Below are 15948 nucleotides of genomic sequence, written 5' to 3'. Positions count from 1 at the left end.
GCCAGGAAACGTCTCAGGTGCCGCACGGTGGGGACGTTAATGGGATTGTTGGCCAGCACAGGATTGCGATCGGCCGACGTGGTCAGCCTTGATCGCGGCGAGGTCGATCTGACCAACGCGGTCGTCCTCGTCGGTTAAACAAAGCTCTGTAATGACCGCTTCGTTCCTGTTCACCCAACAACCCAGGGAGCCCTTTCGACACGCCTATGAGCCGACACTCGTGTTCCCTGGGCCCAAAGGCGAGGCCCTCTTTCTGAGCTCGCGAGGCTGCCGTCTGTCGGCGCCTGGCCCGCAAAGCAACTCCGCTAAGGCCCGCAAGATCGCGGGTCTTAACAAGGGCAAGCCTCTGCGACCGCACGATCTCCGGCACCGGTTCGCTATGACCAGGCTCAGGCTGTGGCACCAACAGCGCGCAGGCGTCCAAGCGCAACTGCCCTTACTCGCCACCTACGTCGGCCAGCCAAGGCGCGGCATTAAGAAGCGCTGCTGGCGTCGCTGCCGGAGTCGCATGCCTCTTTGCCGCCCCGATTTGGGGAAGAAGCGAGCGCCGCTGGCCCTTGAGGATCTCGATCGGGACCTTGTTCTCGCCTTTCTTGACTAGCTTGAGGAGAAGCGGAACAACTCCGCCGCCACGCGCAACGCCGGACTAGCCGAGATCTGATCCTTCTTCCATCACGTCGCTGCCGCCGATCCCGCCTCGTTCGGCATCGCCGAAGTTGTTCTGACGACCCCCACCAAGCGAGCCCCATCCAGGTGACGCATCATCTCACCAACACCGACGTGGAGGTCATCATCGCAGCCACTGATCAGAGGACGCCCCGCGGCCGGAGTATAGCGCGACAATCTGGGTGGGACGCACTGTCACCCTGATTGCCGCGCGGCAGCCGGAGCGACCGGCGTCAACGCGAGCGACCTTCAGTTGGATCGAGGACGCCCGCAGGTGCTGCTTCAAAGCAGAGACGCCGAGATCGGGTCGTTCCCATTCAAAGAGTCTGTCCGAAAAAGGTGAGCGGCTTTGGCAGGCTTGTGATTCCTTCCGATTTGCAGAACTTCGAGGGAGTCCACCATGCCGTGGACCAAAGCCGCTCGTATCCAGTATCAGCGCAGTGGACTGCGTTACCCAGGGTACTTGCAACCCGATCGGCTTACGCTCTAGTGCCGCCGAAGCTGACTGCGTCGAAGGCTCTCTGCAGGCACTCATTCCTCCGACGTCGGCCGGCCCGATCGCAGCAGCGGCTCCGCTCAACCTCGTCCCTGAAGCAACTGCCTATTGTACTCGCCACGGCAGCCTGAGGAAGCGCCATATCGTTATCGAGGCGAAATCCTCAAACCATGCTCGAACTCAAACTCTTCGGCACGAAGAGCGCTCGACGTCATCACCAACGACCGTCAAACGCTAGCATGAGCCTTCGCGCGTGATCGGCGATTGCCCTCACCGCGTGTTCGCTATGTGCTTGGCGAGCGGTCGCTTGGATGGTCGCGAAATATTTGATGGGGCGCGCCTGCTTCTCGACGATGAAGATGACGTTTCGCTCATGAGCAAAGAACTGGTTACCCGGTGAGAGCGCTCACCACGAGGGCGCGCGACCGACGAGTCATCTCGGTATTGCTGCGAGCCTGCCTCCGCAACGCTTTTAAGCTCGACCGACGAAACACCAAGAGTCCCGCAGCGTTCACTAGCTAAGCTCTCCCACATCGTTATCCACCCGGTGGGCGTCGCGTCGCCAAGAGAACGTCGCACCGCTCGACATGGGCAGCCGTTCTAACGGTCATCTGCCGGGATTGCGACGGCCAACGGACTTCTCAACAGCCTGACGGCCGTTTGACTTTTCGAACGGCTCTGGAAACGTCGTCTGAATCTCATCAGCTCGCCAACAGGCAGCAATGTGACGCGGACCAACTAGGACGGCCGGCGGTCTCTCTTGACGACAGCGATCGATGGCCATCGGGCATCGTGGGTGGAATCGACACCCCATTGGAACCCGCGCGGCGCTCGGAACCTCGCCCTGTAGCGCGGGCCGATCAACGTTGTGTGTGCCGCGCCCGACCTTTGGGGTGGCGTTGCTCAGCGCAACAGTATACGGGTGCCGAGGGTTCATTGTGACTTCGTCCGCGTCACCTATTTCGACGAGTTTTCCAAGGTACAACACTGCAATCCGATCTGCGATTAGCGACGCCAATGGCAGATCATGGGTAATAAACAGGAATGCCATATTGTGCTTGGCCCGCAACTCCACCAACGTCTGGATAATCTGGGCGCGTATTGAGACGTCCAACATGGATACGGGTTCGTCGGCAACGATGAATTCCGGCTGAACGGCGAGTGCGCCGGCGATTACGACCCTCTGGCGCTGCCCACCCGAAAGCTCGTGGGGAAACCGGGAGAAGAAATCACCAGGAGGATTGAGCCCCGCCGCCGCGAGGGCCTCGCTAACCCGACCAGTGAGTTCCCTGCCATTATTGACCAGCCGCATCGACCGCAGCGGCTCCGCCACTGCGTCGAAGACGGTGTGTCGCGGGTTAAGCGCCTGGTAGGCATCTTGAAAAATCATTTGCACGCGACGCCGGTAAGGGCGCAACGTCGAGCATCTTCTCAGCGACGTTATGTCACTACCTCCGAATAGTAATCTCCCTCCAGTTGGTCGCGAAAGTTTTGCGATGACGCGGCCCACCGTTGTCTTGCCGCTGCCTGACTCTCCGACCAACGCGACGATTTCTCCGCGCGCGATCGCAAGGTCGATACCGTCAACAGCGCGTATAGCTCGGGCAGGTTGGCCCAAGATACGATCGAGAAATCCGCCGCGGATCGGAAAATGGACCTCCAGATTCTCGAGACGCAGAATGTCTGCAAGATCAGGCATGAACTGCAACTTTTTCCTCTTGCGTCAGGGAGCGGTGAAGATGACAGGCCACGCGCCCACTCCCGATGGAGTCGAGGCTGGGAAGTTCGGCCGCACAGACCGCCATGGCCAACCGGCAACGAGGATGAAAGGCACAGCCAGAAGGACGGTTCATCAAATTGGGAGGATCGCCGGGAATGGGTTGGATCATCCGTTTGCCCCCCGCTGGGTTCGGGATCGATTCGATCAGAAGCTGGGTATAGGGATGCTTTGGCTGTGCAAAGACGTCGGCGACAGGGCCATCCTCCACGAGGCGACCGGCGTACATGATCATTACGCGATCACACGACTCGGCCACTACAGAGAGATCGTGCGTGATGAGAATGAGGCCAAGATCGAGCCGCGATCGCAAGTCCCCCAACAGCTTTAGGATTTGGGCCTGTGTGATGACATCAAGGGCCGTTGTCGGCTCGTCGCCGATGACAATAGACGGGCGACAGGCGAGTGCCATGGCGATCATTACTCTTTGCCGCATACCACCCGACAACTCATGAGGGTAGGCTTCGCCGCGATCGGGCGGAATGCCAGCAAGTTCTAGAAGTTCCCGCGCCCTCGCGGTCGCTTCGGAGAACGACAAACCTTGCTTCAATATGCACGGCTCAGCGATCTGCTTAATGATACGGTGAACCGGATTGAGTGCATTCATCGCTCCCTGGAAGACAACGGAGATTTCGCTCCAGCGATGTGGCCGCATAGCCGCGTCATCGTCGATGGGCAGGCGCTCTCCCTGGTAGCGCACCATACCGTGGCTGACGCGCGCATTAAGTGACAGCAGGCCTGCGATCGCCATAGCAGTCGTCGTCTTCCCACTGCCCGATTCACCTACGAGGGCAACGGCTTCTCCCGCTTGAACTGAGAAGCTTACATCTTCGATAGCTCGTAATGCCATGCCATTGAGCTGATATTCAACTGAGAGCCCATCGACTTCCAAAAGCGAGCTCGTGTCCATGGTAGACTTTTTCATGGGATCGCCCTCCGCCGAGGGTTGAACGTATCATCGAGTGCATTGCCAACGAGGACGAAGCTAAGCGCAACCAGCAGTACGCACAGGCCGGGCGCAGCGAGGTACCACCAGGCTCCAGCGCTGGCGGCTCCAGCGCGTTGAGCAAGCGAAAGCAAAGTGCCCCATGAAGCCTGCAACGGATCACCTAGGCCGAGAAATGAAAGTGAGGTCTCAACGTAGATTGCGTTGGCAACGACCAAGGCGCCATTAGCCGCGATTTGGGGCACGAGATTGGGCAGGATGTGCCGCATCATGATGCCCAGATCGCTGCTGCCTGCAACCCGCGCGCGATCGACGAATGTTCGTTCTCTAAGCGAAAGTGTCTGGCTGCGAATTATGCGAGCAATAAAGGCCCAACTCGTCATCCCGATCACAACAATGACAATGAGTATAGAAGGATGGAACCCTAGGATTTCACCGCCGCGTCCAATCACCTCAAGAACAACGGGCGTGATAACCAGCGCCAGCACAAAGGACGGCACGACGAAAAAGAAGTCCGTCAAGCGCATTAGACAAACGTCCACCCAACCGCCAAAATATCCCGAGATCATGCCGACCGCGCTGCCGACGAGAAGGCTTATCACGGTCGCGAGCAGCGCAATCGTGAGCGAAATACGCGCTCCATGGACAACCATATTAAATACGTCCCGCCCAACTTCATCTGTGCCCAGCAGATGCTGTGTTTGGGGTGGGCTCAGGAAGTCCCCGCTTGCTGTAGCTGCCGTCTCAAGCGGCCCCACAAGGGGATCTGGCAAGGCAGCCATCACAAGAAACAGAGCCAGACAAAATAGGCCAAGCTGGGCGCCGCGATAGCCAAGCAAGTGGCGGAGAAAGCCCTGAATTGCTCGGGTCCGGATACGCGAGGGCAGCTGAATGGTACTTTCGCTCATTGCCGGACTCGCGGATCAAGAAGGCCGTAAGCCAAATCGGAAATGAGGTTTGCGACAACGATCGATCCACCGAGCAACAGAAATATTCCTTGAAGAACTGGGTAGTCGCGTGCGTTGAGCGCCTCGGCCGTCAGGCTGCCTATCCCGGGCCAAGCGAACACTGCCTCAACGGTAATTCCACCCGCCACCACGTAGCCGAGATTGAGGGTAACCAAGGTAACGACCGGTAGCATCGCATTGCGAAAGGCGTGACGCATTAGCATCTGGACTCCGGTAAGCCCCTTAGCGCGCGCTGTCACCATGTAGTCCTCTGTGACAACGTCGCTTATGGCGGCGCGCGCGACAACGACGTAGTGTCCGATCAGGCCAAGCGCTATCGCCGAGGCGGGTAGTGCGAGATGCTGCAGGTAGTCAAACACCCAACCAACGGAATTCACGGCCGTGCCGGGCGAGTATGCGCCGAACCCGGGAAGCCAGCCCAATGTCGTGCTAAAAACCACCACCAGAATCATCCCGAGCCAGAACGACGGGGTCGAATAGAGCGCCATGGAACTCCCCGTGACGATATTGTCGACCACTCCGCCTCTCCGCCAGCCCGCATAGATGCCAAGCATCACCCCACCCGTAATCGCAATGAGTTGAGCCATACCCACTAGGGCAACGGTAGCAGGCAGCCGCTCCATGAGCAGGTCGGCGACGCGCCTGCCGTTGAACTTAAAGCTGTAGCCCAAGTCGCCCTTAACAGTTGTAGACACATAGGCCACCAACTGATCCGGAATCAGCGGCCGGTCCAGCCCCCAGCTCAATCGCTGAGCCTCGATCTGATCGGCACCTACGGCACTACGCGCGTCTGCTAATAACATCACAGCCGGATCGCCCGGAATGACTCTGAACAGGAGGAAATTCAGAATTGCCACACTGAGAAGCGTGAGAATCGCTCTCAGCAGAATGTGCCCGATACGCCTGGTCATCTGGTCAGGCCTTTCATCAAAGCCGCCTTAAACCGGTTTAAGGCGGTCAAAGGGGAAATAGCTCCACAACGAAAACTCCTTCTCCGGCCCCCAACCCTGGAAGCAGTCCTTCCGATGGGCGTACAACGACACCGGATAACATAGCACGATGTAGGGTGCTTCTTTGTAAATGAGACGGACAGCCTGATCGACCAGCTCCCTGCCTTGTTTGTTGTCGACCGTAACATCCACTTGAGATGCTAGCCGATCGAACTCTTTGTTTTTCCAGTAAGACGCGTTGTTCAGGACGGCGTCGCTCTTACCTAAGACGAGCAGATCGCGCGGGCTGGGAGACAGCCAGCTACCGGCGACCAATAGATCCCATTTTCCACCGCCGCGCGTTACGGACGCCTTCCGAGATTGGAGCGCTCCAGATTCCAGCTGGGTCACCGATACGGGGATACCCAATTTCCCCAACCAGCCCGCAATGAGCTGCACCACTGCGACCGGCATCTCAAGAGTGCCGGAAACGGTACCGGTAATCAGTTCGAGCTGAAATCTCTTCCCCTCCTTGTCCTTGCGGACACCGTCTCCGTCCGTTGCTTGATACCCCGCCGTGTCGAGCCGGCGGGCCGCTTCTTTTAGGTCGAAGCGACGCGTGATATCGCTAAGATCCGAGTAGTAGGCGGCCGCCGCCGGCATGACGAGACCAACACCAGGATCTGCATGCCCGCGGAAAGCCCGATCAACTATCACCTTCTGGTCGATCGCGTAGCCGATCGCATCGCGAAACGCAGGATCCTGCAGGGCTTTAGTGCTACCCGCCCCCTCCCCGGACGCAGTGTTAAAAGCGAGGAAATTTAGCTGCTCGGTGGGCACTCGCCCCACCTCAATGTCAGAATTCTTTGCGAGCACGTCATATTGAGCTGCGGTTATGCCGTTCCCAAAGTCAAGGCTTCCGCTCTTCAGACCTTGGGCGACAGCATCATTCGTGTTAAAGTAATTTTCGATTACACCTGCTATCGCCGGCTTTCCTCCGCGGAAGTGCTCATTCGGGACCAGGCGGGTAAATTGACTCGGTTGAAACTCCGCGACGATCATGGGTCCAGTCCCCACCAAGGGCGGACTGTTGCGAAAGGTACTGCGCGCGTCGGCGTAGCTTATGTCCTTCCAAATGTGCTCCGGGACGATCAAGATAGTGTTGTCTATCGGCCAGCGAGTGGGACTCTTGGTCACGATCTGTAACGTCTCGTCGTCGATTGCCGTAATCGACTCAACATTTTCCAAGCCCGCCGTGTTGTTCCAACCGACCTTCAATTCGTTGGGAGTACCCATAGATTGACGCAGATATATGTAAGTAAAGGCAGCATCTCTTGCCGTAGCTGGCTTGCCATCCGACCATTTCAAACCAGGCCAAATCTTGAATGTCCACGTAAGCTCGTCATCCGCAACAGACCACTCCTTCGCAAACCCCCTCCGATCGCCGAAGCGTTGAGCATCGACACCGACGAGAAAATCATATGTGAAGGTTGTCGGCCGAAATGAAGACCAAGTCGCAAAGGGGTTCATGGTATTTGGTGCGCGAACTGCACCGATGCGCACGATTTGATCGCCGCACGATGAGGCAAAGGCGCTGGACTTCACAACCCAAGGCGCCGCCACTCCCAACACCATCGCCTTCATCATTGAACGGCGGCTATATGACCGACGAATTGCGCTGCTTGATATTGATTTCATCTAAGCCCCTCCCCTTTTGAAGTTTCTGCACCCGCAATCAACCCGAGTTAACCGCCTGAAGCCTACGCATTTCATTACGGCTGTTTCCTGCGTTTATAAGTTCTTGTGCGCAAATAAACGGCATCATGGCCAGTGCGGCGCCGAATTCCGTCTCCTGCACGACGCCGACTGGTCTATGTGAATTTTCGACAGTTGCGAGCCGGATATCGGCTGACGTTGAATTCCGCGTGTGCCGGAGCTCGCTCGAAGGACTTTTAAATGCACTAGTCTCTCCAGGGGAGGGTCGAGGACATGAGATTGTGCACGACGGGACCGTCCACTATGGTAGGCAGCACCTGATCATGTCTGCAGCCACTCCCGGCAACAAACGTCCACGCCAAGTCTCATGTCTCAGGAGCTCCCAGCGCCGAGGCTGCTCCCGTCGCGCTAGCGGAAATGAATCCGCATAAGCTTGTTGCAATGCGGCCGGGTGTGACGGCTTTGGTTATGAAATCCCTCGAGGTTGCTGCTGACGGTCCCAAATGACGCTGGCAGCTCCCCGGGGATGTATCTGCGGATACATCCGCGATCGATAGATCTACGAGGTATGTGCTGCCAGATACAGCCGCGCCGCTCTTCAACGGGTAGTCGTTGCTCTTTCAACTCAAACCAGAAGAGCGGCCCACATGAATGGCATCAAGGCTGAAGATTTTCGCAGATTATTCCGACGCCTGACGACCGGCGTCACTCTGATCGCGGTTGGTGGCGAAAACGGCCCTGCTGGCATGACGGTCAATTCGCTGACGCCGGTAAGCTTGGATCCACCGCTACTCTTGTTTTGTGCATCTGCATCCAGCGCCACGGCGAAGCGCATAGCGACGATCGGCTCCTTTTCCGCGAATATATTAGCAGGTCACCAGCAAGACGTTTCTATGCATCATGCTGGCCGACCTCTTGCGACGCCCACCTGGTGCTGGCGTGAAAGCCACGGCGTGCCCTGGATCGACGGCGCAAACGCAGTATTCCGTTGCCGATTCGTCGAGGAATACCCCGGAGGCGATCACCTAATCCTTATCGGGCAAATCGATGAAATGTTCGGGCCCGAGACCGCGGCGACGCCTCTTCTTTATCACGGTGGAAAGTATGCTCGCTTGCCGTACGAGGATGGCGACGTCGCTAACGTTCCGCGAACTGAGGATCTCTGGTGGACAGGGTAGTATCCCTAGCTGTTCTCATCGTGGGCCAATATCGTAAATCCGTCTTCGATGAACAGCATTCCCTTCTCCCGGAGCCTACCCATCGCTCGAGTGACAGTGACGCGAGACGTGCCTGTCATCGAGGCAATCTGTTCATGGGTCAGGTGTGTGATGATCTTGCGCCCGCGTTCGTGATGGATCGCAAACATCTGGCTCAGCCGGCGGAGCAATTCCAAGATCCGATCTTCGGGATCATTTGACACCAGTTGCTCAAGGCGCAAAGCGAGGATACGTTGCTTGAGGCTGGTGAGCCGCAACATCGCCAGGGCCAATTCAGGATCGGCTCGCAACAAGAATTCGATGCGGGTGGTGTCGAACTCAAGAGCTTCCGAAGGCTCCACGGCTACCGCCGTGGAAAAGCGAGGCAAGCCATCGAAAGCTGAGCCTTCTCCACATAGCGCATTCGGGCCCATGTTCTCGAGAACCACTTCGGTGCCGTCTCGCCTGAATATGGATACCTGCACCAATCCTGACTTGATGAAATAGAAGCAAGTATTGATCTCGTCTTGCCGATAGAGCTGTTCTCCTTCGGCAAATCTGCGAGCCCGCACTTTGCCCTCGAAGGATACCAGTTTGGCTGCGAGGGCGTCCGTCATCCGCCAAGTGGCAGTGGCTTTTTTTGTCATTCTCGCCGCTCATTTTTCGAAGGAATGACCTGGTCGTATCCGGCGATACAGCGCTCAGCGAACGGTGCGCGGTACGCTAAGGTACGATGATAGCGCGAGAGGAGGCAATAGCAATGGGTTTAGCTCAACGGACCGCCGACGAGGTGGATTCGAACGTGCGTGGGGCGGAAATGGCCGTCGAAAAGACGGCGGCCCTCGTGCCGTGGCTTAGCGAGCAGGCGGGCCGGATTGAGGAGGCACGGCGCATTCCCGAAGATGTCGCGGAACGTCTGTTTGACACCAAGCTTTTCGACCTGATGCGCCCCTCGCGTTTTGGCGGATTTGGTGTCTCCCCCCGCTTCGCGTGGGAAGCGACCTTCCACGTTGCCAACGGCTGCTCGTCCAGCGCCTGGCTCGCCGGACTGACGAGCGCGAATATCATCATGCTTGGCAAGTTCTCGGCCGAAGCCCAGAAGGAAATCTTTGCGCCGGGCGTATCGCCAATCGTTCCGATGCTGACGGGCGGTGTAGGGCAGGACATCAAGATCGAGCCGGTGGATGGCGGCATCATCCTGAGCGGGCGATGGAGATACGCCTCTGGAGTCGACGTTTCGGATTGGTTGGGCCTTCTCATCAACATTCCCGGCCAAAGCGATGCGCCCACTCCGCATGTGGTGCTCGTCCCGCAATCCGAGTTCTCGATTGATCACCAAAGCTGGCGCGTGATGGGCATGCGCGGCACCGGCAGCAAGAACATCACGCTCGGTAAGACGTTCGTTCCGTCCCATCGGTTCATGAACTGGGCCGAACTGCAGGCGGGCAAGAAACACGCGACATGTCCGAATATCGAGCCGGTATACGACTTTCCGTTGAATACGGCTAACGCAATGTCGGTCCTGGCGCCGACGCTCGGCGTGGCAACCGCTTGCAGCGAGGAAAGTATCAAGATCATTCGCGCTCGCATTAATTCGGGCAACCAGCAGGCACAGATCAACGACAAGATCGCTCAGGTCGACGCGGGAACGAGCGCCGCCACGATGAGCTTTTTGCGTGACTTCCTGATCTCCGAGACCGCGGCGATCGAAGAGCAGATTCTCCGGAGCGGGATCCTTTCGCTGGAGGAAAGAGGCCTGAGCCGCACGAAAGTCACGATCGCATCTCGCCAGGCTTTAACGTCCGCGCAGCGCCTCTTTGCGGCACTTGGCGGGTCCATGCTGCCCGAAGGAACTCGGATCGAGCGCCTATTTCGCGATATCCACGCTATGAGTTCGCATTTCCTGCTGCAGCCCGAGCCAATCGCTGAAGCCTATGGACGATTGCTGCTCGGACTCGAACTCTCACCAGGAACGCGTCTCTGATGACGTCCATGACGAAAGGATCCCCGATGACAAAGACCACCTACAGCTCCAACAATCCCATGTTCGCCGCAGCGGGCGGAGGCTCGATTTTCGACAAGTTTCAGTATTCCTCGGTCGTGAAGGCCGGCGGCCTGATCTTCATCGCTGGGCAGATCGGCCTCAATCCCGATGGATCGATGCCGGACAAGCCCGAGCAGCAGTTCGTCAATGCGTTCGAACGACTCAAGCTCGTTCTCGAAGAGGCCGGGGGCCAGATGAGCGACTTGGTGGAGCTCGTCTCCTATCACGTCGGCCTGAGTTCGCACCTGGCTGACTTCATGAAGGTCAAGGAGAAGTATGTCCCGGCCCCATTTCCGACCTGGACCATTCTCGACATCGTCGGTCTCGCACGTCCCGGTCTTATCATCGAGATCAAGGCGGTTGCCGTCGCGCGCGACTAGGCAAAAACGTCAACGTTTCCTCCCAGACCGGGTCGGGGCCTGACGGCCCCGACCATTTTTCTAAATTAGGTGAGACTTTCCTAGTTACGGAGAGCTCGCGCCGCAAGCCAGGACTCGCTCATCCAACGCCCGCGCAAGAGCCGTCCGCGCCGAGGTCAGTGAGACCTCGCGCGTACCTCGATCGATGCTGGAGCTCCTGATCGAAATTGCTCCGACTTCCTCCCGTCGGAAAAATTGAAGGACAATCCATTCATCGTCATGGCGAAGGGCCAACGCATGCCTATGTGGTATCAGCCCGCCTCAGCGTTACAATGATCGAACAAGCCGGACAGAAGTTGTTGATCGATATCGTTGCCCCCGGCGCGCTCTGTGGCGAGGGCGCCGCATTCGACAGTATACCGCGCTTCTCGATCGCTAGTGCCATCGAAGTCACCGAAGTACTCCCAATACCAGGCAAGGAACTCGTCAAATTATTCGGCTGATGCCAAGCTTGTATCATTCCTCCTTGAGCACGCTTCGTTGCTGACGCAACTCTCCTGAAAACCGCATCACGGATGCTCCTCTCCCAGATTTTGTCGGACGAGTAGAACGGTATGCAGCGCGGGATCGTACCCGGCACCATTAGAAACGTTGGTTCCATGTATAGCATTCCCCACAGCTTGTTCGTGATGTCTGTCGCCGCGCCGATCGTTGCTGCCGCATACGAGCTGTTCGACCTAAGATCGAAGCGACAGGAAGTCGTTTCCCGGCGGGCATCAACTCCAGCAGTTCGTGTTGCACGAGCTGCCGCGCTCTGATGAGGCGAGCCAACCCGGTCAAATCCTAGCGAGGGTATTCTGATCCAAGCATGGTCGTTCCGCCAAAGCTGATTTACAGGCCTGCTCAACTATCCTCAGCATTTCGTCCGCGTTATGCACCTTGCGCTACCACAGCATTAAAATCAGCCAGGACTGAGCCGCGCAATGTGCAATGATGCGACACACCCTTCGGATCGCTACCGAGGCGCGCTGCTCACTATGCCAGGGCCATGTGACGCTGGACGAGGTGACCTTGCCCCTCAGGCTTAATCCAGGTTGAAGTTCGCTCTGCCCAAGACAAGGACCAGAGCATGAAGCGCAGCCGCTTTTCGGAAGAGCAGATCATCGGGATTTTGAAGGAGCACGAGGCTGGCGTTTCGGTTGCCGATCTGTGCCGGAAGCACGGCGTCAGTGACGCCAGTATCTACAAATGGAAAGCCAGGTTTGGCGGGATGGATGAGTACGAGAACACGCGGCTGAAGCGGTTGCTGGCTGATGCCATGCTGGACAATGCAGCGCTGAAGGACTTGTTTGGGAAAGAAGTGGTGACGCCCGCGGGGAAGCGGAAAGCTGTCGCGCATCTCGTGGATGCCCACGGGATGAGCGAACGGCGGGCGTGTAAAGCCATCGGTTATTGCCGCATGACCATCAGATACCAGACGACCCGGGCGGATGATGCCGCCCTGCGTCAACGCATGAGGGCGATCGCCCAGGAGCGCCGCCGCTTCGGCTATCGGCGCCTGCATGTTCAGCTCAAGCGGGAGGGCCATGTGATCAACCACAAGAAGCTCTTCCGGCTCTACCGGGAAGAGAAGCTTGCAGTGCGTCGCCGTGGTGGTCGCAAGCGGGCAATCGGGACCCGGGCGCCGATGACAGTGCCGATGGCGCCGAACGACCGCTGGTCGCTCGACTTTGTCTCGGATCAGCTCACCGACGGCCGCCGCTTCCGCATCCTGACCGTGGTCGATGATTGCACCCGCGAGTGCCTGGCGCTTGTGGCCGACACCTCGCTCTCGGGCGCCCGGGTCGCGCGGGAACTGGACCGACTGGTGATGGAGCGGAGCAAGCCCAGAATGGTGGTTAGCGACAACGGTAGCGAGTTCACCAGCAATGCCATCATGACCTGGGCCGACCAGAGCCGCGTCGCATGGCACTACATCGCGCCGGGCAAGCCCATGCAGAACGCCTTCATCGAGAGCTTCAACGGCCGGCTGCGGAATGAATTGTTGAACGAGACGCTGTTCACGTCGCTGGCCCAGGCCCGCGTCACGCTTGGATGCTGGCGGGCCGATTACAACGACGCACGACCACACTCGCAGCTCGGATGGAAGACCCCGTCGGAGTTCGCCTTCACCTGTCATCCGCGCCGGGATCTGACGCTGCGCTATCCCGAAGGCTCCGCGCCAGCTCCCGTCGCTCCCACCGCCCAACCGGGCAAATCCAACGACCGGGGCGAACTCAGAACCGGATAAAACTTGGGGGCAAGGTCAGAGGGCATCTCTTCTGACGAACCGCATCGATTTATGCTTTCGAGGAGATCCGGCGACCTTCGAGATGCGAGATCTGATGCGGGAAGTCCACCTCGCCGGAGCGATCCGACATGCGCTGCGGGCTCATCCGTAACGCCGATGAGGGCTGGATTAAGGTCGGCAACCGGATTGTCGGACGTGGTGCCCTATCCCATCGCCCTGAACCGAACGAGGCATTCACATATGGGCCAAAGTGATGTGAGCGCGAACTCTTGGTCGGGATTAGCCGAGCAGCATTGGCGGTCGCTGGCCTGCTCACATGCAACATTCAGAAATCATTGAGCGCCTTGGCTTCTGGGGTCCTGACCAGAACGAGATCTAGCGTACATCCCACTCGCGCTAATCAGACCAAGCTTTTGAGACTCGGTGGCCGAGGGCGGTTTTCAAAGCAGTCAGGCCCAATCGCTAAGCAGGTGCGTAGGTTTCGCGCGACGTTGAGATTTTCTCCACACCAGAGACCCCCGGCGGGCATGCCGGAGGCCTCCTTGGAGGTTAAATTTCACTGAATAGAGCCGCTTCGTGTTCTCCTTTTGCTAGTTGGACAGAAAACTCACCAATTGCGCTGAGCACGGAGCAGCAGCGTGAGGCTGTTCTGGTCCTTCAGCTCGTAGACAGCTGCCGGCTTGGCAGTGGCAGCGCTGCCCGCGTAAGCGACCGCACCAAAATATTTCTGGTCCAGGCGGCTCCAGTTGAGATCCGCCGAGAAGGTTAGGTTTTTGACTGGAGTCCAGCGCGTGATGACACCGGCCGACATGACATTGAAGTCCGGGTTACACGTCGAACCGGTTACGAGAAGAGCACCCATCGCGGTGCTACCGCAAATGAAGCTCTTCGCCGCATCGGTGTAGCGGACCGCAGCCCACATGCCATAGATGCCCGTATTCCAGTTCGGATCCCAGTTGTGGGTGTAACCACCGTTGAAGCCGTATGTCTTGATTGTCTGCAGTCCAGAGCCAGCGACAAAGACGGCGTCAGGTGCACTGGCAAAGCCGACGCTTTGATATGCGCCAGCCAAACCGGTGCCGCCAAACATCGAGAACGCGATGGGGGCCAAATCCTGAGCATTGTAGCGGGTCGCACCATCCGTATAGACACCTTGGATGTTGATGGTGTCACCCGCACCAGTCGGAATATTCTTGATGGACAAGGCCAATTGAACCGCCCAACCCCATTTATCGCCGGGATGACCAGTGGTCTCGTCCGCTCCGTAATAACCGGCATGATTGTCGTGCGCCGCTACCGATGCCTGGAAGAGACCCCAACCTTGGTCGACGCGAACCATACCTACGAGGTCAGGAGACCGTGAACCACCGATGTCGTTCAAGCCATAGGCGCCACCGACGATGCCCGACGATGTAATGCCCGACACGTTGATAAGGCCGGCTTGATAGTACTGGACCTGATCCTGGGCCGAAATCGCCGCCGTAACGCCCTGACCAAAATCGGCGGTGTAGGTGAACTGGTTCACGCCAGTGACCGTGCCCCCGCCGCCCCAGAGACCATCGAAGTTGTTGGCCGGATAGTTGGTCCAAGGAGCGCTGAACTGTGAAACGGCCTTACCCACTGTGAAGCCAGCGAACTGGATAAAGGCGTAGTAGACGCCTAGCGAACCGCCGGCGATCGAACCGCTGCCGTTCGTGCCAGACGGAGCCGCGTCGTAAGCCGTCGCACCGCCAGTGAGGCCAGTACCGCTCCCAGCATAACCACCCGTCGTCCACGAGAACACGCCATCGAAGAAAGTACGAACTACGCCGTACTCGGTCGCGGTACGCGTATCGATGTTGAAATCTTCCCGCGAGCGCGCGGTGTAATAGTTGCTCAGGCGGTTGTGCGCGCCACCGACGCCGCTGCTGGTCCAATTATAGTCACTGTTGGTGCCCAGCGCGACTTCAGCGCGCAAGTAACCACCGAGCTTGATACAGGTGTCGGTGCCTGGAATGTAGTAGAAACCGGCACCATAGAGCGAGCAGATCTTCACGTACTCGACCGCTTTGGCCTTCACCGGAAGATCGGCTGCCTGCGCCCCGGTACCCGCCAACATTGCCGCAGAACCGAGGATAAGACTTTTCATCATTGGTTTCATAGATGAACCTCCAAAGCTAGAAATCGCCGTTCAAGGATCCGCTGCGGCTGCCTCACCTGGACTGGACAGCTCGGCGGAACGACTTCGAGGCGCCCCCTCGCTGTCAAACGGACATCTATTTAGGATAGACAATTAATGCAATTAATTAATTTCTGCAGATCTCTCTCGCCTGCGATGTGTCTCCATTGAGCAACACAAACCGCCATCGGTCCGGCCTTCGCTGGGTACAGATGCAAAAAAAAGAGCCCCAGGGGGCCACCCCGGAGGCTCTCCTCGGAGATTTTAACTGTGACCGCCAGAAAAGAACCTGAACGATTCAGGCGCATTAATAGCATATGATAATTATATAAGTCAATCGTTATGACAAGCAGATCGAAGGGTTTGCGGCCATGACTAATGAGCCGTCACGGAGTGGCTTGTT

General features: G+C 58.0%; 12 protein-coding genes. 5 read left to right on the top strand and 7 right to left on the bottom strand.

The window, feature by feature from the left end; genetic code table 11:
• Positions 1-1769 precede the first annotated feature (1769 nt).
• From P6U28_RS00445 to P6U28_RS00425, 5 genes are read right to left on the bottom strand one after another with little or no spacing between them, the layout of a single operon-like run.
• Positions 1770-2861: an ABC transporter ATP-binding protein gene (locus P6U28_RS00445; protein WP_407123177.1), complete on the bottom strand. Its 1092-nt coding sequence runs from the start codon at positions 2859-2861 to the stop codon at positions 1770-1772.
• Positions 2854-3864 carry an ABC transporter ATP-binding protein gene (locus tag P6U28_RS00440; RefSeq protein ID WP_407121349.1) on the bottom strand — a complete coding sequence of 337 codons (1011 nt, stop codon included), beginning with the start codon at positions 3862-3864 and terminating at the stop codon, positions 2854-2856. The genes P6U28_RS00445 and P6U28_RS00440 overlap by 8 nt, the downstream gene beginning before the upstream one ends.
• Complete coding sequence (locus P6U28_RS00435) at positions 3861-4793, bottom strand: ABC transporter permease (protein ID WP_407121347.1); 933 nt, start codon at positions 4791-4793, stop codon at positions 3861-3863. The genes P6U28_RS00440 and P6U28_RS00435 overlap by 4 nt, the downstream gene beginning before the upstream one ends.
• Positions 4790-5764: an ABC transporter permease gene (locus tag P6U28_RS00430; RefSeq protein WP_407121345.1), complete on the bottom strand. Its 975-nt coding sequence runs from the start codon at positions 5762-5764 to the stop codon at positions 4790-4792. The genes P6U28_RS00435 and P6U28_RS00430 overlap by 4 nt, the downstream gene beginning before the upstream one ends.
• A 27-nt stretch (positions 5765-5791) precedes the next feature.
• Positions 5792-7480 carry an ABC transporter substrate-binding protein gene (locus tag P6U28_RS00425; protein WP_407121343.1) on the bottom strand — a complete coding sequence of 563 codons (1689 nt, stop codon included), beginning with the start codon at positions 7478-7480 and terminating at the stop codon, positions 5792-5794.
• A gap of 665 nt (positions 7481-8145) precedes the next feature.
• Here P6U28_RS00425 and P6U28_RS00420 point away from each other — a divergent pair.
• Positions 8146-8676 (top strand): flavin reductase family protein, encoded by a 531-nt coding sequence (locus P6U28_RS00420; RefSeq protein ID WP_407121341.1) that lies wholly within the window; start codon positions 8146-8148, stop codon positions 8674-8676.
• Positions 8677-8681: 5 nt separating this feature from the next.
• On the opposite strand, the gene P6U28_RS00415 is transcribed toward P6U28_RS00420, so the two are convergent.
• Positions 8682-9341, bottom strand: a complete 660-nt coding sequence (locus P6U28_RS00415) for a Crp/Fnr family transcriptional regulator (RefSeq protein ID WP_407121339.1) — start codon at positions 9339-9341, stop codon at positions 8682-8684.
• A 113-nt stretch (positions 9342-9454) separates the two neighbouring features.
• Between P6U28_RS00415 and P6U28_RS00410 the strand changes: the two genes are divergently transcribed.
• From P6U28_RS00410 to P6U28_RS00395, 4 genes are all read left to right on the top strand, one after another.
• Positions 9455-10678: an acyl-CoA dehydrogenase family protein gene (locus P6U28_RS00410; RefSeq protein ID WP_407121337.1), complete on the top strand. Its 1224-nt coding sequence runs from the start codon at positions 9455-9457 to the stop codon at positions 10676-10678.
• 26 nt (positions 10679-10704) lie between these two features.
• Positions 10705-11118 carry a RidA family protein gene (locus tag P6U28_RS00405; RefSeq protein WP_407121335.1) on the top strand — a complete coding sequence of 138 codons (414 nt, stop codon included), beginning with the start codon at positions 10705-10707 and terminating at the stop codon, positions 11116-11118.
• Between the two features lie 206 nt (positions 11119-11324).
• Positions 11325-11600, top strand: coding sequence for a cyclic nucleotide-binding domain-containing protein (locus P6U28_RS00400; protein ID WP_407121333.1), 276 nt, complete (start codon positions 11325-11327; stop codon positions 11598-11600).
• Positions 11601-12226: 626 nt separating this feature from the next.
• Positions 12227-13387 carry an IS3 family transposase gene (locus P6U28_RS00395; protein ID WP_407121331.1) on the top strand — a complete coding sequence of 387 codons (1161 nt, stop codon included), beginning with the start codon at positions 12227-12229 and terminating at the stop codon, positions 13385-13387.
• A gap of 607 nt (positions 13388-13994) precedes the next feature.
• On the opposite strand, the gene P6U28_RS00390 is transcribed toward P6U28_RS00395, so the two are convergent.
• The gene (locus P6U28_RS00390) at positions 13995-15527 is read right to left on the bottom strand and encodes a porin (RefSeq protein WP_407121329.1); all 1533 of its coding nucleotides are present in this window, start codon (positions 15525-15527) and stop codon (positions 13995-13997) included.
• Between the last annotated feature and the right edge of the window lie 421 nt (positions 15528-15948).

The sequence above is a fragment of the Bradyrhizobium sp. STM 3561 genome (assembly GCF_045571455.1).
GTDB lineage: Bacteria > Pseudomonadota > Alphaproteobacteria > Rhizobiales > Xanthobacteraceae > Bradyrhizobium > Bradyrhizobium vignae.
Note: the sequence above shows the minus strand (reverse complement) of the source record. Positions and strands in the feature narration are given on the sequence as shown.

What these genes read in the sequence shown, in the direction of transcription:
- P6U28_RS00445 (WP_407123177.1), bottom strand. Translation starts at nt 2,861, where the DNA reads ATGCCTGATCTTGCAGACATTCTGCGTCTCGAGAATCTGGAGGTCCAT.
- P6U28_RS00440 (WP_407121349.1), bottom strand. Translation starts at nt 3,864, where the DNA reads ATGAAAAAGTCTACCATGGACACGAGCTCGCTTTTGGAAGTCGATGGG.
- P6U28_RS00435 (WP_407121347.1), bottom strand. Translation starts at nt 4,793, where the DNA reads ATGAGCGAAAGTACCATTCAGCTGCCCTCGCGTATCCGGACCCGAGCA.
- P6U28_RS00430 (WP_407121345.1), bottom strand. Translation starts at nt 5,764, where the DNA reads ATGACCAGGCGTATCGGGCACATTCTGCTGAGAGCGATTCTCACGCTT.
- P6U28_RS00425 (WP_407121343.1), bottom strand. Translation starts at nt 7,480, where the DNA reads ATGAAATCAATATCAAGCAGCGCAATTCGTCGGTCATATAGCCGCCGT.
- P6U28_RS00420 (WP_407121341.1), top strand. Translation starts at nt 8,146, where the DNA reads ATGAATGGCATCAAGGCTGAAGATTTTCGCAGATTATTCCGACGCCTG.
- P6U28_RS00415 (WP_407121339.1), bottom strand. Translation starts at nt 9,341, where the DNA reads ATGACAAAAAAAGCCACTGCCACTTGGCGGATGACGGACGCCCTCGCA.
- P6U28_RS00410 (WP_407121337.1), top strand. Translation starts at nt 9,455, where the DNA reads ATGGGTTTAGCTCAACGGACCGCCGACGAGGTGGATTCGAACGTGCGT.
- P6U28_RS00405 (WP_407121335.1), top strand. Translation starts at nt 10,705, where the DNA reads ATGACAAAGACCACCTACAGCTCCAACAATCCCATGTTCGCCGCAGCG.
- P6U28_RS00395 (WP_407121331.1), top strand. Translation starts at nt 12,227, where the DNA reads ATGAAGCGCAGCCGCTTTTCGGAAGAGCAGATCATCGGGATTTTGAAG.
- P6U28_RS00390 (WP_407121329.1), bottom strand. Translation starts at nt 15,527, where the DNA reads ATGAAACCAATGATGAAAAGTCTTATCCTCGGTTCTGCGGCAATGTTG.